Here is a 17,778-nt window from a genome sequence, read left to right as displayed (position 1 = left end):
CAGGAACAATGGTAGAAACGTGGTTAAGTTTGCGCTCCCTAGCGTGTTTGTGAGGTGACAGGTGTGTCATCCCTGCATCGCCTGTGGTTGAACATCAGCCATTCCCGCTTATTTCGCAGCCATGACCAATCGCTATTATTCCGGCGCGCGCAGCGATCACTTCGATGGCGCGATCTTTTTCAATCCAGACAGCGACAAGCTCCCCGGCGGCTTCCGCGATCTGTATCGCTGGATGCGCGGCGAAAAGCGCGCGGCGTGGCCGAAGAGCTGGCCGAGCCCCTTCCCGCAGGCTAAGCCCGAGCCACGGGTGGACGGCGATGCCTTGCGGATCACCATGATCGGCCACGCCTCGATCCTGATCCAGACAGCCGGTCTCAACCTGCTGACCGATCCCGTTTTTGCCAAACGCGTGTCGCCCGTCAGCTTCATGGGACCAACTCGCGTCAACGAGCCCGGCATTCGCTTCGAAGACCTGCCGCCGATTGATGCCGTACTGCTCAGCCACAATCATTATGATCACCTGGACATCGTAGCGATCAAGCAGCTGGTCGACATCCATGATCCGCTGATCATCACGCCGCTCGGCAACGATCATGTCATTCACGCAAAGGTGCCGAAAGCCCGCGTCAAAACAGGCGACTGGCTGGACAGCGTGCCCTTGCGCAACGACGTCACGATCCATTTCGAGCCCGCGCATCACTGGTCGGCACGCTGGACGCGCGACCGCCGCATGGCGCTGTGGGCAGCCTTTGTGATCGAAACGCCCGGCGGCAAGATCTATTTTGCCGGCGACACCGGCTTCCATAACGGCAGCAATTTCCGCGCCACGGCCGAGCGCCATCCGATCCTGCGTTTCGCCCTCCTGCCGATCGGCGCTTATGAGCCGCGCTGGTTCATGGAAGGGCATCACCAGAACCCTGCGGAAGCCGTGGAAGCCTTTAAGATCCTCCAGGCGCCGCTGGCGGGCGGCTATCATTGGGGCACGTTCCAGCTCACCAACGAAGCGGTCGACGCGCCGGCAAACGATCTCGCCATCGCGCTCCAAGCCGCAAGTATTGAAGCCGAGCACTTCCAGGCACTCCGCCCCGGTCAGGTCTGGGACATTCCCTGACCGTCTGCCGCGAGGCTGACCCTGCCTGCATGCTGGTAATTCCGGCCGCTTTCCGCCATATAGCGGCCGACAAGGACCGCAAACTATGGCTTCAGCCACCCCTCTCGCTGAGATGGCCCCTTTCGCCAAGATGAACGGACTCGGCAACGACATCATCGTTGCCGACATGCGCGGTCGTGCGGACACGGTAACCTCGACTGCCGCAATCGCGCTCGCCGCCGATCCTGCCACCCACTTCGATCAGATCATGGCGATCTACGATCCGCGTCTTGATGGCACCGACAACTACATCGCCATTTTGAACGCCGACGGATCGATGGCGCAGGCTTGCGGCAACGGCACGCGCTGCGTAGTCCAGGCCCTCAACGCCGACACTGGCCGCACCCGATTCACCTTCGAAACCGTGGCCGGCATCCTCAATGCCGAGCAGCATGCGGATGGATTGATTTCCGTCGACATGGGCGTGCCGCGCTTCAACTGGCAGGATATTCCGCTGGCCGAAGAGTTCCGCGACACCCGCATGATCGAGCTGCAGGTCGGCCCGATCGACGCTCCCGTACTGCATTCGCCCTCCGTCGCTTCCATGGGCAATCCGCATGCGATCTTCTGGGTTGATGGGGATGTTTGGTCTTACGAATTGGACAAGTTCGGCCCGCTGCTGGAAAACCACCCTATCTTCCCCGAGCGCGCCAACATCACGATCGCGCAGGTCACCGCACCCGACGCCATGATCATCCGCACCTGGGAACGCGGCGCAGGTCTCACCGGCGCTTGCGGATCCGCCGCCTGTGCCGCCGCCGTTTCCGCAGCCCGCACCCGCCGCACCGGCCGTTCGGTGACGGTCACCGTTCCGGCTGGCGGTCAGCTCCACATCGAGTGGCGCGACGACGACCACGTGGTCATGACCGGTCCTGCAGAATGGGAATTTTCCGGCACTTTCGATCCGGAAACGGGCAACTGGCAGCGTGATTTGGGGAGCGCAGCCTGATGCAGGAGCCCAAAAGCGGCTTGGAGATCGTCACCTTCGGCTGCCGCATGAACACCTACGAGTCCGAGGTCATGCGCCGCGAAGCGAGTGCGGCCGGCCTTGATGCGTTGAAGGGCGGCGCGGTTGTGTTCAACACCTGCGCCGTCACCGCCGAAGCCGTGCGCCAGGCCAAGCAGGCGATCCGCAAGGCGCGGCGTGAAAATCCGGATGCCCGCATCATCGTCACCGGCTGTGCGGCCCAGACCGAGCCGGCCAGCTTCGGCGACATGGCGGAAGTCGATCTCGTTCTCGGCAACGAAGACAAGCTCAAGGCCCATTCCTATCGCGCGCTGCCCGACTTCGGCGTCAACGACACCGAAAAGGTGCGCGTCAACGACATCATGAGCATCAGCGAAACCGCCGGCCATCTGGTGGATGCCATCGAAGGCCGCGCCAGGGCGATCGTGCAGGTCCAGAACGGCTGCGACCATCGCTGTACCTTCTGCATCATCCCCTACGGACGAGGCAATTCGCGCTCCGTGCCGATGGGCGCCGTTGTGGAACAGGTGAAGCGGCTGACCGGCAACGGTTATGCCGAAGTCGTGCTGTCGGGCGTCGATCTCACAAGCTGGGGCGCCGACCTGCCGGGCGCACCAAAACTCGGCCGCCTTGTGCGCGCAATCCTCTCCCAGGTGCCGGATCTGCCACGTTTGCGCCTGTCCTCCATCGATTCCGTGGAAGCCGATCCCGAACTGATCGCCCTGATCGGGGCCGAGCCGCGCCTGATGCCGCATCTGCATTTGTCCTTGCAGGCCGGCGACGACATGATCCTGAAGCGCATGAAGCGACGCCATCTGCGTGATGATTCCATCCGCTTCTGCGCCGATATCCGCGCGGTGCGTTCCGACATCGTGTTCGGTGCCGACCTCATCGCCGGCTTCCCAACTGAAACGGAAGCCATGTTCGAAAACACGCTGAAGCTGGTGGCGGATTGCGGTCTGTCGCATCTCCACGTCTTCCCCTTCAGCCCGCGCGAAGGCACGCCCGCCGCGCGCATGCCGCAGCTCGATCGCGGATTGATCAAGGAACGCGCCGCGCGTTTGCGCGCCGTGGGCGACCAAGCCTACCTCGCCCATCTCGAAAGTCTCACAAACACACGGCAAAGCGTGTTGATCGAGCGCGACGGCCTCGGCCGCACGGAAGGCTTTACGATGGCGGCCGTCGATGCGGGCGAGCCCGGCACGATCGTCGAGCGCATCGTCACCGGCCATGACGGCCAGCGCCTTCTGACGGTCGCCGCCGGCGCCCTCTCCTTGTCCAGCGCACGCGCAGCCTGAGCGGAATCCCTTATGGCCCTTGGTTTCATCAAGAAGATCTTTTCCTTCGGCAACCAGCCCGAGGATCAGCAGCAACCGCCCGCGCCGCAACCCGAACGGCCAGCCCCTGCGCCGGAACCCCAGCCGCAACCCGCGCCGGAAATCCCCGTTCAACCTGAACCGGCGCAGCCGCAGCCGGCACCGGAACCCGCCTCGCCCACTCCGGCGCCGCAGGAAGTTCCGGCCGAACCAACGCCCGCGGAAGTTCCCGACGCTCTTCCGCCGGAAGGCCCTGCTCCTTACGAGCCGCAGCCGGCTCCGGAAGTGCCGATGGAAGTGCCGGCGCCAACGCCGGTCGAGCCCGAGCAGCCCCTACGCGATGTCGCACCGGCTCCGGCACCGAGCTTTACGCCCGCGCCCTCGTCTTTCTCGCCCGCACCGCGCGCTTTCCCGGACGACCGCATTACCGTCGGCAAGACGGTGGAGCGCCCGGTTCAGCTGACGGCAGCCGAGGTCCAGCGCAACAAGTGGTTGGACCGCTTGAGGAACGGCCTGTCGCGGTCGTCACGCGAGCTTGGCGACAATCTGGCCGGCGTTTTCACGCGCACGCTGCTGACGGAAGAAATCGTCGAGGAGCTGGAAGAAGTGCTGATCCGCGCCGATCTTGGCGTCGAAACGGCGATGCGGGTGGCGGATAAGCTGGCGGAAGGTCGTTTTTCCAGCCGCACCACGGAAGCCGATGTGCGCCGGGTCGTGGCTGGCGAGGTCGAGAGCGTGCTGACGCCGGTGGCCAAGCCGCTTGAACTCAACCTCGCGCACAAGCCGCATGTGATCCTGGTTGTCGGCGTCAATGGCACCGGCAAGACCACGACGATCGGCAAGCTCGCGGCTAAGCTGACGGCCGGCGGCGTCAAGGTGATGCTGGCGGCGGGCGATACGTTCCGCGCAGCCGCCATCGAACAGCTGAAGATCTGGGGCGAGCGGACCGGTGCGCCGGTGATTTCATCGCGCCTTGGTGCGGATGCCGCAAGCCTCGCCTATGAGGCTTTTGCGCAAGCAAAACAACAACATGCCGATGTCCTGATCATCGACACGGCGGGCCGGCTGCAGAACAAGGCCGAGCTGATGGACGAGCTCGACAAGATCGTGCGCGTGCTGAAAAAGCTCGATCCGGAAGCGCCGCATACGATCCTTCAGACGGTCGATGCGACCACCGGGCAGAACGCGATGAACCAGGTCGAGATCTTCCGCAGCGTGGCGGGGGTCAACGGTCTGGTGCTGACCAAGCTCGATGGAACGGCGCGCGGCGGCATCCTTGTGGCGATTGCCGCCAAGCACAAGCTGCCGGTTTATTTCATCGGCGTGGGCGAGCAGGTCGACGATCTCGAGCCGTTTTCTGCCCGTGATTTTGCGGCAACCATTGCCGGTTTAACCTGAAATAACGCCGGTTTTCTCCGCAAAACAGCCGAAAAGTTCCGCTTTTCTCGCCGAAGTTTCCGGTTTTCTCGATACGCGTTCCGTCAAAGGCTCATAATAACAATGACAAGCCCCATCCTCGAACGCGCTCCCGGCGATCCCCGAAAGAAGGCGATCAACCCAGCTTTGAAATTTGCGCTGGAGCTGGGACCGGGACTGGTCTTCTTCTTTGTCACTCTTCGAGGCGAATGGCTGGCGGCCAAGTTTCCGATCCTTGCCTCGATCGGCGAGCCGATCCTGATCGCTACCGCCTTCTTCATGGTCGCGACCGCTTTGTCGCTTGCCGTGTCCTGGCTGCTGACGCGCAGCCTGCCAATCATGCCGCTGGTGTCGACGGTCGTGGTGTTCGTGTTCGGTGCTTTGGCGCTCTACCTGCAGGACAAGACCTTCGCCTTCATGAAGCCGACCATCATCAACGCGCTGTTCGGCACCGTGTTGCTGGTGGGCCTGGCGTTTCGCCGATCACTGCTGGCTTACGTGTTCGATTCCGCCTTCGAACTGGATGCCGAAGGCTGGCGCAAGCTGACGCTGCGCTGGGGCGTGTTCTTTCTTTTTCTTGCCGTGCTGAACGAAGTCGTGTGGCGCAACTTCGCCGAGAACACCTGGCTGTTCTTCAAGGTCTGGGGCACGATCCCGATCACCACGCTCTTCACGATCGCGCAGATGCCGCTGATCCTTCGCCATGAGATCAAACAACCTGCACAAGAAAAACACACTTCTTAAGGCCGCTTAACCGGTATGCATCAAATGCAATGGTGCATTGCAACATAAATCGTTTCGCATGGCGGAGAAGCAGGGCATCCTTGTTTTTAGGGAGGAGCGCAACGACCGGCGCATCGGTCGGACAAAAGGTGCTCCAATGCTGCTTAACGGCCTCATGATCAACGTCCAGCGTCGCCTCGAAAAGCGCGCTCGCTTCAATCGCCTCGCTGCCGAAATTCAGGGTCTCAGCCCGCGCGAAATCCTCGACCTCAATGTCGATCGCACGCAGATGCTGCGTGACCTGCGCCGTGAAATCTACGGCTGACCCCAGGCATCATGACTGGTGATTTAAAGGTTTAAGGCCGCACGCGGTTCACACGCTGCGGCCTTCCTCATGACTAGAGACTAAAATGTAACCGGGCGCGATGCCCTGCCGACACCCTTACTGGCTCGGCGTCTTTGTCATCGCAGCTTCGATCGCCGGCATCAGCTTCTTCGATACGCCTTCCGACGTCAGCGGCCCGACGAACTTGTAGGCGATACGGCCGTCTCGGCCGATCACGAAGGTTTCCGGCACACCATAGACGCCCCAGTCGATCCCCTTGCGACCCGACGCATCCACGCCAATCGCGGCATAGGGATTGCCGAGTTCGCCCAGGAAACCGCGGGCGTTGTCTTCCTTGTCCTTGTAGTTCAGCCCGACCAGCGAAAAGCGCTTTTCCTTTGCCAGTTGGATCAAGGTCGGATGCTCTTCGCGGCACGGCGCGCACCAGGATGCGAAGACGTTGACCAGCGTCACCTTGCCGGCAAAATCGGCGGAGCGAAGGCCCGGCACATTCATGCCGGCGAGCGCTGGCAGATCGGTTTCCGGTGCCGGCGCATCGAGCAGGGCCGAGGGTACAACGGACCCGTCGCGGCCCGACATCAGCTGCGCCAGAAAAAAGCCCGCCAGGATCACGAACAACAGGAACGGCAGGAGATAAAGGCCGGTGCGGCGCCGACGCGCCGGTGCCGGGTTGCGGCTGTCTTCGAGCGGCGTGGTCATGACCGTGTTGCTCCCGAAGAGCGACGCCGCACACCTTCGGCTTCCAGCCGCGCCAGTTCGCGCTTGCGGTTGCGCCCGTCGATCAGGATCCAAAGGAGCAGGCCTGCTAGCGCTATCGCCGTAATGCCGTAAGCGGCGGCAACATACATCGCGTGGGTCATCGAGTGCGCCCTTCAGCGCGACGCGCCGCGATACGCTGCATGGCCTGAACGCGGCGGCGCCAGATTTCCGTGCGGATCGCCGTCAGATGCAGCGTGAAGAACAAAAGCGTGAAGCCGACGGCCATGATCAGCAGCGGCCACAGCATGGAGGGGTCGATGGTGGGACCGTCCAGCCGGAACACGGCGGCCGGCTGATGCAGCGTGTTCCACCAATCCACGGAAAATTTGATGATGGGCAGGTTGATGGCGCCCACCAGCGTGATGATGGCGGCAGCCTTGGCGGCACGGCTGGCGTCGTCGATCGCGCGGGTCAGGGCGATGATACCGAGATACATGAGAAAGAGAACGAAGACCGAGGTCAGGCGCGCATCCCAAACCCACCACGTTCCCCACATCGGCTTGCCCCAGATCGAGCCGGTGGCGAGCGCGAGGCCGGTGAAAACGAGGCCGATCGGCGCGGCGGCCTTCAGCGATACGTCGGCCAGCGGATGGCGCCACACCAGCGTGCCGAGGGCTGCCAGCGACATCACACCCCAGCACATCATCGACAGCCAGGCGAACGGCACGTGGATATACATGATCTGCACCGTGGAGCCCTGCTGGTAATCTTCGGGCGCCGCGAAGCTGAGATAAAGGCCGATCACCAGAACCAGCACCGACAGAACCGCCAGCACCGGAACGATGCGTCCCGACAGCGCCAGGAAGCGGGTCGGGTTGGCGAGCGCGCTGAACCAGCCGACGCCTGCAGGAGAAGTGGGCGTACCGGTGGAGGAGGTGGAGGTCGTGTCGCTCATCGGCATGGAAATGGGTGCTGCGTATCGGCGCTGAAGTTGCGGGAACCGGCTCGTTGCATGATCTTGAATAGCATGACCGGTCCTAGTCCTGCGCCGCGCGAAGTGCCGCGGCTGCGGAAACCGGACCGACCACGGCGAAAACCAGCGTCAGCGCGCAAAGGATCAGGAAGGGCGGCAGGAAGGGCGCGGGATCGGTGACCGACGCATAGCTTGCCGAAACGCCGAAGATCAGCACGGGAATGGCAAGCGGCAGGATCAGCACCGACACCAGCAAGCCGCCGCGCGGCAAGGTCACGGCAACGGCTGCACCCGTTGCGCCGATAAAGGTGATGGCAGGCGTGCCGATCAGCAGGGTCAGCGTTGCCGCACCGAGCGCCACCGGCTCCATATTGAGGAGAACGCCGAGCAGAGGTGCGGCGATCACCAGCGGCAACACGCTCGCAGTCCAATGCGCCAGGCATTTCACCAGCACGCTCAGCGCCAGCATATGACGGTCGGAGGCCAGCAGAAGCAGGTCGAGCGAACCGTCCTCGCGGTCGGCCTGGAACAGCCGGTCGAGACCGAGCAGCGAAGCGAGCAGCGCGCCGATCCACAACATGGCGGGGCCGAGCCGCGACAGGAGGTTGAGGTCGGGACCGACGGCAAAGGGGATGGTGGTGACGACCGCCAGAAAGAACAGGATGCCGATCAGCGCGCCGCCGCCGGCGCGGATGCCGAGTTTCAGGTCGCGGAGGTAGAGGTCTAGCATGGGGAAAGCTCGGCGCTGAGCACCCCCTCACCGACCCTTCGGGCCACCTCTCCCCCTGCCCGGGGGAGAGGAAACCAAGCTGGATGAAGGCTGCAACCTGAGGCTTGCACGTTTCTTTTGGCCCTAACTGTAACGCTCGATTGCGCGAGAGATCGCGAAGAGTGCGGCAGGCGATCCCTCTCCCCTGCCAGGGGAAGAGGAACCCAAGCTGGATGAAGGCCGCAACCTGAGGCTTGTCTGTTTCTTTTCGCCTCAACTGTCACACGCGATTGCGTGAGAGATCGCGAAGAGTGCGGCAGGCGGTTCCTCTCCCCCGGGCAGGGGGAGAGGTGGCCCGAAGGGTCGGTGAGGGGGTGCTTGCTACCTTTCCTCACGCCGCAACGCCTCCATTCAACTCACCCATCACCAGATCCTGCACATCCACCAGACCCAACGGCCAATGCGTCGCCGCGATAATGATGCCGCCTTGTGCCCGATGCGCTTCCATCAAACCGGCGAAGCGCTTTTCGGAGCGGGCGTCGAGGCCGGCGGTGGGTTCGTCCAGCAGCCAGATCGGCCGCCAGGTTACCAAGAGCCGCGCAATCGCCGCGCGGCGGCGCTGGCCGGTGGACAGCACCGCGAAAGGCAGATGGCCGAGGCCGTACAGGCCGACATTATCGAGCGCTTCTTCCACGCTCTGGCGCGGTTCGCCGGAAAAATCGCGCCAGAAATGGAGATTTTCTTCCACGCTCAGCGTCTGCTTCAAGCCGTTGTGATGGCCGAGATAATGGCAGGCGGCAGGAACGCTCGGCCATGTCTCGCTGACCGGCTCGAACGCGATCGTGCCCTCCGTCAGCGGCAGAAGGCCGCCGATCGCGCGCAACAGCGTCGACTTGCCGGAGCCGTTCGGGCCTGTCACCAGCAAACAGCCGCCGTCGTCCACATCGAATGAAATATCGGAGAAGATGCGCTCGCCACCGCGATCCGCGCCAAGATCCCTCGCGGTGATCCGCATGCTCTTTCCTGCACTATCCTGCGAACGATCACGCTCGCATCACGAAATCAGTCTAGAACTCTTCTACGAAATTCTCTATATCCCGGGCAACCACGCCAGCGGTCGGTGTGGGATCTGCAAAATTTGCGCCGAACCCAGCGCGCGAGCCGTCTTTGACCGGCCGGGACGCGAGGAACGGACAGCGGAAATGATCGCACCCGCACCTATGGCGCGATCATCTTGATCCGCGCAGCAGGCGTCCGCTCCTCATCGGCATAAAGAAGTTGAGGACCGACGTGTCGACATCATCAGATAGTTTCAACTGTCGCCGCACCCTGACCGTGGGTGGCAAGGATTATGTTTATTTCAGCCTGATCGAGGCGGAAAAGAACGGTCTCGCGGGCGTTTCCAGGCTGCCTTTCTCCATGAAGGTGCTGCTGGAAAATCTGCTGCGCTTTGAAGATGGCCAGACGGTCACCAAGGAGCACATCCTGACGGTCGCCGAATGGCTGACCAACAAGGGCAAGGTCGAAAGCGAAATCGCTTACCGCCCCGCCCGCGTTTTGATGCAGGACTTCACCGGCGTTCCAGCCGTGGTCGATCTCGCAGCAATGCGCGACGGCTTGGCAGCCCTTGGCGGCGACCCCGAAAAGATCAACCCGCTGGTGCCCGTCGATCTCGTGATCGACCATTCCGTCATCGTCGACGAATTCGGTTCGCCTTCCGCCTTCGCCCGCAATGTCGAGCTCGAATATGAGCGCAACGGCGAGCGCTACCGCTTCCTGAAGTGGGGCCAGCAGGCGTTCCAGAATTTCCGCGTCGTGCCGCCCGGCACCGGCATCTGCCACCAGGTGAACCTCGAATATCTCGGCCAGACCGTCTGGACCAAGGAAGAAAACGGCGAAACCATCGCCTATCCCGACACCTGCGTCGGCACCGATTCGCACACCACGATGATCAACGGACTGGGCGTGCTCGGCTGGGGCGTGGGCGGCATCGAGGCCGAGGCTGCCATGCTCGGCCAGCCGGTTTCCATGCTTCTGCCGGAAGTGATCGGCTTCAAGCTCACCGGCAAGCTGAAGGAAGGCGTCACCGCCACCGACCTCGTGCTGACCGTCGTGCAGATGCTGCGCAAGAAGGGCGTGGTTTCGAAGTTCGTCGAGTTCTTTGGCACCGGCCTGGACAACATGACGCTCGCCGACCGCGCCACGATCGGCAATATGGGTCCGGAATACGGCGCGACCTGCGGCTTCTTCCCCGTTGATGGCGAGACGCTGAACTACCTCAACATGTCCGGCCGCGCCAAGGATCGCATCGCGCTGGTGGAAGCCTATTCCAAGGCGCAAGGCATGTGGCGCGAGGGCGACGGTTCCGACCTCGTTTTCACCGACACGCTGGAACTCGACCTCGGCGACGTCGTGCCGTCCATGGCCGGCCCGAAGCGCCCGGAAGGCCGTATCGCGCTGGAAGACATCGCGTCGGGCTTCGCCACCGCATTGGAAGCCGACTACAAGAAGCCCGACCAGCTTTCGAACCGCTATCCGGTTGAAGGCACCGACTTCGATCTCGGCCATGGCGACGTGGCGATTGCCGCGATCACGTCCTGCACCAACACCTCCAATCCGAGCGTGCTGATTGCGGCTGGTTTGCTGGCCCGCAACGCCGTCGCCAAGGGCCTGACCTCCAAGCCCTGGGTGAAGACGTCGCTCGCTCCCGGCTCCCAGGTCGTTGCCGAATATCTTGAAAAGGCCGGCTTGCAGAAGGACCTCGACGCGATCGGCTTCAACCTGGTTGGCTTCGGTTGCACCACCTGCATCGGCAATTCCGGCCCGCTGCCGGCGCCGATCTCCAAGACGATCAACGACCGTGGCCTGATCGCCGCCGGCGTTCTGTCGGGCAACCGCAACTTCGAAGGCCGCATTTCGCCGGACGTGCAGGCGAACTACCTGGCTTCCCCGCCGCTGGTTGTTGCCTATGCGCTGGCCGGTTCGGTGCAGAAGGACCTGACCACGGAGCCGCTCGGCACCGGTTCGGACGGTCAGCCGGTTTATCTGCGCGACATCTGGCCGTCCTCACATGAAGTGCAGGACTTCATCCAGCGTTACGTCACGCGCGAGCTCTATGAGAGCAAGTATGCCGACGTGTTCAAGGGCGACGAGAACTGGCAGGCGGTGCAGGTTCCGGCCGGCCAGACCTATGCCTGGGACGACCAGTCGACCTATGTGCAGAACCCGCCTTACTTCGTGGGCATGGGCCAGACCGGCTCGGGCATCGCCGACATCAAGGGTGCGCGCATCCTTGGCCTGTTCGGCGACAAGATCACCACCGACCACATTTCCCCGGCCGGTTCGATCAAGGCGGCCTCGCCGGCCGGTGCCTATCTCATGGAGCATGGCGTGGGTGCGGCCGACTTCAACCAGTACGGCACGCGTCGCGGCAACCATGAAGTGATGATGCGCGGCACCTTCGCCAATATTCGCATCCGCAACCACATGATGGGCCCGAACGGCCGCGAAGGCGGCTACACGATCCATTATCCGTCCAAGGAAGAGATGCCGATCTACGACGCCGCCATGCAGTACAAGGCCGAGAACACCCCGCTGGTGATCTTCGCCGGCGTGGAATACGGCAACGGCTCGTCGCGCGACTGGGCGGCAAAGGGCACCAACCTGCTCGGCGTCAAGGCCGTGATCGCGCAGTCTTTCGAGCGTATCCATCGCTCGAACCTGGTGGGCATGGGCGTCGTGCCCTTCGTGTTCGAGGAAGGCACGACCTGGGCGTCGCTGGGGCTCAAGGGTGACGAGACCGTCACCATCGAAGGTCTCGGCAATGTGCAGCCGCGCGAAAAGCGCACTGCGGTCATCACCTATGCCGATGGCTCGGTGAAGCAGGTGCCGTTGATCTGCCGCATCGATACGCTGGATGAAGTCACCTACATGAACAATGGTGGCATCCTGCAGACGGTGCTGCGCGACCTGGCGGCCTAAAGCAACAAGGCGGCCGTTTCGACCTCTGCGGCAATGTCGCTTGAGGGAAGAGACGGCCGCTTTTCTCAAGCCGGGCGCACGGCCTCGTGACCCCGGCATGAGCTTTGTCACCGCAACGTGACTTCCCCCTTCAAGCGCTCGCTGCCTATCATTGAATGCTCATATTCTGCATCATTGAGCAGATCTGTTCCGCAACACATCTGTCTGGATCATCGTGAATTACACCCCCTTCCTCGCTTTCGCGGCGCTGCTTGTCGCGACCAGTCAGGCGCCGGCCGAACAGGCAAAAGTGCGGGGTGTGGTGGAACTGTTCACGAGCCAGGGCTGCAATTCCTGTCCCAAGGCCGACAAGATGCTGGGCGAGATGATCCACCAAAAGGACATCGTGGCGCTGGCCTATCACGTCGATTACTGGGATTATCGCGGCTGGCGCGACACGCTGGCCACGCCCGAAAACACCGACCGCCAGCGCGATTACATGAAGGCGATGAAGGGCCGCGCCTTTTATACGCCGCAAGCCGTCATCAATGGCCGCGCCCATGTCAATGGCGCCGACCAGTCGGCCGTGGACGAAAAGCTGGCGGAAACGCCGAGCCTGCCGGTGGCCGTCACCGTACAGAAGGATGGCGACGTGCTGGTGATCGACGTGCCGGGACAGGACGGGCCCAAGCAGAACGCCCATGTCCTGCTCGTCTCCTATGATGCCGCAAGCCCCGTCACGATCGAGCGCGGTGAGAATGCCGGCCACACCGTGACCTATTGGAACGCCGTGCGCGACATGCAGACCACCGGCATGTGGCACGGCCAGCCGGCGCGGTTCGAGATCCCCCTGAGCGAGATCGCCAAGAAAGGCACCGGCGGATGCGCGGTGCTGGTGCAGTCGGTGGATGAGAATGGCAGCCCGGGTGCGATCCTGGGCGCGGCCTCGCTTGAACTCGAAGCGCCTGCGGTCGCGAACAAGAAGTAGCGAACCGAAAGCGGATACGAAAAAGCCGGCGCCAAGAACGCGGCACCGGCTTGTGGTACGCTTGCCCAGCGCTACTCAATACGAGAAATTTCGCTTGGGAGGATTGGTTCGACCCAGCCACGCCCGTGGGCGGGGGGCTTGGGGTACGGATGCGACCGGATCGAACCGTCTCAGGCAACACGGAAATGTTCGCTTCGCTTCGTGGCTCGACCGGGTTGAAGGTTTGGCAAGATTGTGTTCGCTCTTCACCAATTGTTACATCAGGGAAATCTGCGTGATCACTTAATGCGGTCGCCTTCCTTGCAATGCAGGCCAGACAGGCCCAACTTCGCGAAGACGGCAAAGCAGATGAGGCAGCGCAGATGGATTTTGGTCCTGAGGACAAGGGGCAGTCGGCAACGCTGATCCCGCTCGCCGAAGCGCGCAATGCGCGGCTCAACATCCCTGTTACCTTCAACCGGCAGGAACTCGACCAGATCCTGCGCATCTACAGCCGCATGGTGGCGGCCAATGAGTGGCGCGATTACGCGATCGACCACATGAAGGATCAGGCGGTGTTTTCCGTGTTCCGCCGTGCCAGCGAAGTGCCGCTGTTCCGTATTGAAAAAACGCCGGCGCTCGCGCGCAAGCAGGGTGCTTATTCGGTTGTCGCGGCCGGCGGTGTCGTTTTGAAGCGCGGCCACGAACTGGCGACAGCGCTGAAAGCCTTCGACCGCACGCTGAAACTGGCGGAAGCCTAGCATTTCCGGCGAAAGAAGAATCGCCAGAAATGCTCTATCTCTTTGTTTAGAAGCAATTCCGGACGCAAAACCGCTCCGCACTTTTGCTGGAATTGCCCTAGGCACCCTGGCGATAGCGCCGCTCCGGCACGGATTGCGGATCCGGCGGCAGCGTGTTGCCGCCATTGAGCGGCAGCTGCATGATCAAAGTGTCCAGCCAGCGCTCATGCTTATAGCCCGAGCCGGTCATGGTTCCGCATAAGGTGAAACCCATCGCGGTATGCAGCTTCACCGAGGCGCTTGCAGGCGTCGCATCGCCGATCACCGCAACCACCTGCCGGAAACCGCGCTGCGTGCAGTCATCGATCAGCGCCTGCATCAGCAAGCGGCCGAGCCCACGGCCCTGCGCGGACGGCGCGAGATAGACCGAGTTTTCCACGATGAAGCGGTAGGCTGCGCGGGCGCGGAACGGGCCGGCATAGGCATAGCCGAGCACCACGCCGTCTTCCTCCGCCACGAGATAGGGGTATTCGGCCGAGGTGATGGCGCGGAAGCGCGACAGCATTTCCGCCTGATCCGGCGCCGGCTCCAATTCATAGGTCGCCGTGCCGTTTACCACCGCATCCCCGTAGATCGCGGTAATAGCGGGGAGATCCGCTTCGGTCGCCGGCCTGATCGTGGTCATGCTGTTTTGTCCTTATCGCGCATAAGAAAATGGCCGCATCGCGGGAAAGCGATACGGCCATTTGATCTGTCTGGCTAGAAGCGGCTGCGATCGCAGCCCCGCTTCTTATTCTGCTGCGTTTGCCTCGGCAGCGGCCTTCTCGGCAGCCAGCTTCTCGGCGGCAGCAACCTTCTCGGCTTCAACGCGGGCGCGCTCGGCATTGGCCGCTTCGCGGGTCGCGTCGTTCAGCTTGCGGGCGCGAACGCTGGTGTTCTCGACGATACGAGCCGACTTGCCGCGACGATCGCGCAGGTAATAGAGCTTGGCGCGACGGACCTTACCGCGACGCACGACTTCCACGCCTTCAACCATCGGCGAGTAAACCGGGAACACGCGTTCCACGCCTTCGCCATAGGAAATCTTGCGGACGGTGAAGTTTTCCTGGAAGCCGGAACCGGCGCGGGCGATGCAAACGCCTTCATAGGCCTGCACGCGAGTACGCGTACCTTCGGTCACGCGAACCAGAACGCGGACGGTGTCGCCCGGCTGGAATTCTGGCAGCGTGCGCTTGGCTTCGATCTTCTGGGCCTGTTCGGCCTCGAGCTGACGGATGATATCCATCGGGTCATACCTCTTCTTGTTCTTCCGACTGCCAGAGCGCCCTGCACTCACCGTCCAGTTCAAAGACCGTCCGGCTATGTCTTGCTGTTCTCGAACAGGTCGACAGGGGCGATTTCACCGTCGATCGTTGACGGGCATGAGGACAGAGTCCGCATGGTGGCGCGCCAATACACGAGATTAGCGGGCTTGTCACCCTTCTTGGGGTGGCTTCGGCTTGGTTTTCTTGCCCGTCTTTGGCGGTGTGTAGGCGGCATAGAGATCGGGCCGGCGCGCGGCAGTCAGCTGCTCGGCCTTGCAGCGCCGCCAGGCCGCAATCTTGGCATGGTCGCCGGACGTCAGCACGGCAGGGATCGGCATACCCTCGAACTCGGCCGGCCGCGTGTAATGAGGATGTTCCAGCAGCCCGTTCTCGAAGCTTTCTTCGTCGCCCGACAAGACATTCCCCATCACGCCCGGAAGCAGGCGCACGACGGCATCGAGCACGATATGGGCCGCCGCCTCGCCACCCGACAGGATGTAATCGCCAACCGACACTTCCTCCAGCGCGCGGCTGTCGATGACGCGCTGGTCGATGCCCTCGAAGCGCCCGCAAAGCAGGATCGCGCCCGGACCCTCCGCCAGTTCGCGCACACGAGCCTGGGTGAGCGGACGCCCACGCGGGCTCATCAGCAGCCGGGGCCGATCGTCGCTGACATGATCCACGGCCTTGGCGACGATGTCTGCGCGCATCACCATGCCCGCCCCGCCGCCCGCCGGCGTGTCATCCACCGTGCGGTGACGGTCGGTGGCGAAGTCGCGGATGTTCACGGCGTCGAGCGACCATGTGCCGGATGCAAGCGCACGCCCAGCGAGGGCCAGGCCCAGCGGACCGGGAAACATTTCGGGATAAAGGGTGAGAACCGTGGCGCGGAAGGTCAGTGGTCGCCCTCCTCGCGCGGCGCGTTCTTTTCGTCTTCGTCTTCCACGAGGCCGGCGGCAACCGGCTCGACGCGGATGATGCCACCTTTGATGTCGATCACCGGCACGGCCGCACGCGTGAACGGGATCAGCACCGGCTTCTCGCCCCGCGCCTTCACTTCCAGCATTTCGCCCGCGCCGAAATCATGCACGGCGACGATGGTGCCCACAGCCTCGCCGGCATCGGTTTCGACGGCCAGGCCGATCAGATCGACATGATAGAATTCGTCTTCTTCCAGATCGTCCGGCAGCTTGCTTCGATCCACGAACAGGGTGGTGCCGTTCAGCGCTTCGGCATCGTTGCGCGTTTCCACGCCCTTGAAGCGGACGATCACCACTTCCTTGGACGGCCTGACCTGCGCGACCGTGAAGGAGCGACCGTCTTCGGTGTGCAGCGGACCGTAATCGCCGATCGCCAGGGGATCGTCGGTAAAGGTCTTTACCCGCACTTCGCCCTTGATGCCGTGCGCTGCGCCGATCACGGCAACTTGGATGAGGTTGGTCATATCGCGTCCGTTTTCGTTCGCGGCGTCCTACGCGCCCTTGAGGCGGAGTTCAATCTTCACGCCGCAGTAACCGCATGCAGCGCAGTGTTTGGGGTGAACCTGAACTGGACGACGCGTCGCATGAACGAGATCCTCATCCCCGCCAAGCCGGACCTCGTGCAAGCGCGGCTCGACTGGCTGGATGGTTTGGCGAGAGAGCGCCGTCTTTCGCCGTTGACGGTGGATGCCTATGAGCGTGACACGCGGCAGTTCCTTCTGTTCCTCACCAGCCATCTTGGCGGACCGCCGGGCATCAGCGACGTGGCCGACCTGCAATCGGCCGATCTGCGCGCTTTCCTGACGCAGCGGCGCGGTGATGGTGCAGGCGCGCGCACGCTGGGGCGCGGCATGGCCGGTTTGCGCTCTTTCCTGCGCTTTCTCGAACGCCGCGGCCTCGCCAATGCCGCGACTGCTTCGGCCATGCGCACGCCGAAACAGCCGAAATCCCTGCCCAAGCCGCTGACCGCAACCGACGCGATCCGCGTCGTTTCCGCAGGCGAGCAGCTGGCGGAAGAACCTTGGATTGCCGCGCGCAACGCCGCCGTGCTGACGCTTCTTTATGGTGCGGGCTTGCGCATTTCAGAAGCGCTGGGGCTCCCCGCCGGAGCGCTGACCGGCCGCGAACAAACGCTGCGCATCACCGGCAAGGGCGGCAAGACGCGGATGGTGCCGGTGCTGGTCGCCGCGCAACAAGCGGTCGCCGAATACCGTCGCTTGTGCCCTTATCATCTCAGCCCCGAGGGGCCGCTGTTTCGCGGCGCACGCGGGGGGCCGTTGCAGCCGGCGATCGTGCAGCGTGAAATGCAGCGCATGCGGGCAGCACTCGGTCTGCCGGATACCGCGACGCCGCACGCCCTGCGGCATTCCTTCGCCACCCATCTGCTGGGGCGCGGCGGCGATCTGCGCACGATCCAGGAATTGCTGGGCCATGCCAGCCTGTCCACCACGCAGATCTATACCGGTGTCGATTCGGCGCGACTGCTCGACATCTACCAATCCGCCCATCCCCGGCGTTAAAAGGGTCG

At 63.1% G+C, this 17,778-nt stretch carries 19 protein-coding genes; 10 read left to right on the top strand and 9 right to left on the bottom strand.

Annotated elements, in window-relative coordinates:
- Window positions 1-121 precede the first annotated feature (121 nt).
- The 6 genes from IE166_RS14415 to IE166_RS14390 all read left to right on the top strand — a co-directional run bounded on the left by IE166_RS14415 (window position 122) and on the right by IE166_RS14390 (window position 5,897).
- Window positions 122-1,111 carry an MBL fold metallo-hydrolase gene (locus tag IE166_RS14415; protein ID WP_189504980.1) on the top strand — a complete coding sequence of 330 codons (990 nt, stop codon included), beginning with the start codon at window positions 122-124 and terminating at the stop codon, window positions 1,109-1,111.
- Window positions 1,112-1,196: 85 nt separating this feature from the next.
- Window positions 1,197-2,099: a diaminopimelate epimerase gene (dapF, locus tag IE166_RS14410; RefSeq protein ID WP_189504978.1), complete on the top strand. Its 903-nt coding sequence runs from the start codon at window positions 1,197-1,199 to the stop codon at window positions 2,097-2,099.
- A complete protein-coding gene (gene mtaB / locus IE166_RS14405; protein WP_189504976.1) occupies window positions 2,099-3,415 on the top strand; it encodes a tRNA (N(6)-L-threonylcarbamoyladenosine(37)-C(2))-methylthiotransferase MtaB in 1,317 nt (438 codons plus the stop codon). Before dapF ends, mtaB begins: the two co-directional genes overlap by 1 nt.
- 12 nt (window positions 3,416-3,427) lie before the next feature.
- Window positions 3,428-4,831, top strand: coding sequence for a signal recognition particle-docking protein FtsY (ftsY, locus tag IE166_RS14400; protein WP_189504974.1), 1,404 nt, complete (start codon window positions 3,428-3,430; stop codon window positions 4,829-4,831).
- Window positions 4,832-4,933: 102 nt separating this feature from the next.
- Window positions 4,934-5,593: a septation protein A gene (locus IE166_RS14395; RefSeq protein ID WP_189504972.1), complete on the top strand. Its 660-nt coding sequence runs from the start codon at window positions 4,934-4,936 to the stop codon at window positions 5,591-5,593.
- Window positions 5,594-5,651: 58 nt separating this feature from the next.
- Complete coding sequence (locus IE166_RS14390; protein ID WP_189504970.1) at window positions 5,652-5,897, top strand: hypothetical protein; 246 nt, start codon at window positions 5,652-5,654, stop codon at window positions 5,895-5,897.
- Between the two features lie 117 nt (window positions 5,898-6,014).
- On the opposite strand, the gene IE166_RS14385 is transcribed toward IE166_RS14390, so the two are convergent.
- The 5 genes from IE166_RS14385 to ccmA form a co-directional block, all read right to left on the bottom strand.
- Window positions 6,015-6,617 (bottom strand): DsbE family thiol:disulfide interchange protein, encoded by a 603-nt coding sequence (locus IE166_RS14385; RefSeq protein WP_189504968.1) that lies wholly within the window; start codon window positions 6,615-6,617, stop codon window positions 6,015-6,017.
- Window positions 6,614-6,778 carry a heme exporter protein CcmD gene (gene ccmD / locus IE166_RS14380; protein ID WP_189504966.1) on the bottom strand — a complete coding sequence of 55 codons (165 nt, stop codon included), beginning with the start codon at window positions 6,776-6,778 and terminating at the stop codon, window positions 6,614-6,616. The genes IE166_RS14385 and ccmD overlap by 4 nt, the downstream gene beginning before the upstream one ends.
- The gene (locus IE166_RS14375; RefSeq protein ID WP_189504964.1) at window positions 6,775-7,572 is read right to left on the bottom strand and encodes a heme ABC transporter permease; all 798 of its coding nucleotides are present in this window, start codon (window positions 7,570-7,572) and stop codon (window positions 6,775-6,777) included. The genes ccmD and IE166_RS14375 overlap by 4 nt, the downstream gene beginning before the upstream one ends.
- An 82-nt stretch (window positions 7,573-7,654) precedes the next feature.
- Window positions 7,655-8,320 (bottom strand): heme exporter protein CcmB, encoded by a 666-nt coding sequence (gene ccmB / locus IE166_RS14370; protein WP_189504962.1) that lies wholly within the window; start codon window positions 8,318-8,320, stop codon window positions 7,655-7,657.
- A 370-nt stretch (window positions 8,321-8,690) separates the two neighbouring features.
- Window positions 8,691-9,314, bottom strand: coding sequence for a heme ABC exporter ATP-binding protein CcmA (gene ccmA / locus IE166_RS14365; RefSeq protein WP_189504960.1), 624 nt, complete (start codon window positions 9,312-9,314; stop codon window positions 8,691-8,693).
- 275 nt (window positions 9,315-9,589) lie between these two features.
- Between ccmA and acnA the strand changes: the two genes are divergently transcribed.
- The 3 genes from acnA to IE166_RS14350 all read left to right on the top strand — a co-directional run bounded on the left by acnA (window position 9,590) and on the right by IE166_RS14350 (window position 13,987).
- Window positions 9,590-12,280, top strand: coding sequence for an aconitate hydratase AcnA (gene acnA / locus IE166_RS14360; protein WP_189504958.1), 2,691 nt, complete (start codon window positions 9,590-9,592; stop codon window positions 12,278-12,280).
- A 214-nt stretch (window positions 12,281-12,494) separates the two neighbouring features.
- Window positions 12,495-13,247, top strand: a complete 753-nt coding sequence (locus IE166_RS14355) for a DUF1223 domain-containing protein (RefSeq protein WP_189504956.1) — start codon at window positions 12,495-12,497, stop codon at window positions 13,245-13,247.
- Between the two features lie 362 nt (window positions 13,248-13,609).
- Window positions 13,610-13,987, top strand: coding sequence for a DUF2794 domain-containing protein (locus IE166_RS14350; protein ID WP_189506006.1), 378 nt, complete (start codon window positions 13,610-13,612; stop codon window positions 13,985-13,987).
- A gap of 97 nt (window positions 13,988-14,084) precedes the next feature.
- Here IE166_RS14350 and IE166_RS14345 read toward each other — a convergent pair whose 3' ends face one another.
- The 4 genes from IE166_RS14345 to rimM form a co-directional block, all read right to left on the bottom strand.
- Window positions 14,085-14,651, bottom strand: coding sequence for a GNAT family N-acetyltransferase (locus IE166_RS14345; protein WP_189504954.1), 567 nt, complete (start codon window positions 14,649-14,651; stop codon window positions 14,085-14,087).
- Window positions 14,652-14,756: 105 nt separating this feature from the next.
- Window positions 14,757-15,251 carry a 50S ribosomal protein L19 gene (gene rplS / locus IE166_RS14340; RefSeq protein WP_189504952.1) on the bottom strand — a complete coding sequence of 165 codons (495 nt, stop codon included), beginning with the start codon at window positions 15,249-15,251 and terminating at the stop codon, window positions 14,757-14,759.
- Between the two features lie 189 nt (window positions 15,252-15,440).
- Complete coding sequence (trmD, locus tag IE166_RS14335) at window positions 15,441-16,169, bottom strand: tRNA (guanosine(37)-N1)-methyltransferase TrmD (protein WP_189506004.1); 729 nt, start codon at window positions 16,167-16,169, stop codon at window positions 15,441-15,443.
- Window positions 16,166-16,714 carry a ribosome maturation factor RimM gene (gene rimM, locus IE166_RS14330; RefSeq protein WP_189504950.1) on the bottom strand — a complete coding sequence of 183 codons (549 nt, stop codon included), beginning with the start codon at window positions 16,712-16,714 and terminating at the stop codon, window positions 16,166-16,168. Before rimM ends, trmD begins: the two co-directional genes overlap by 4 nt.
- A 120-nt stretch (window positions 16,715-16,834) precedes the next feature.
- Here rimM and IE166_RS14325 point away from each other — a divergent pair, with 120 nt between their 5' ends.
- Complete coding sequence (locus tag IE166_RS14325) at window positions 16,835-17,770, top strand: tyrosine recombinase XerC (RefSeq protein ID WP_189504948.1); 936 nt, start codon at window positions 16,835-16,837, stop codon at window positions 17,768-17,770.
- The last annotated feature ends 8 nt before the right edge of the window (window positions 17,771-17,778 follow it).

The organism is Tianweitania populi, assembly GCF_014652875.1.
GTDB classification, from domain to species: Bacteria; Pseudomonadota; Alphaproteobacteria; order Rhizobiales; family Rhizobiaceae; genus Tianweitania; species Tianweitania populi.
This window is presented reverse-complemented; position numbering and strand designations above follow the sequence as displayed.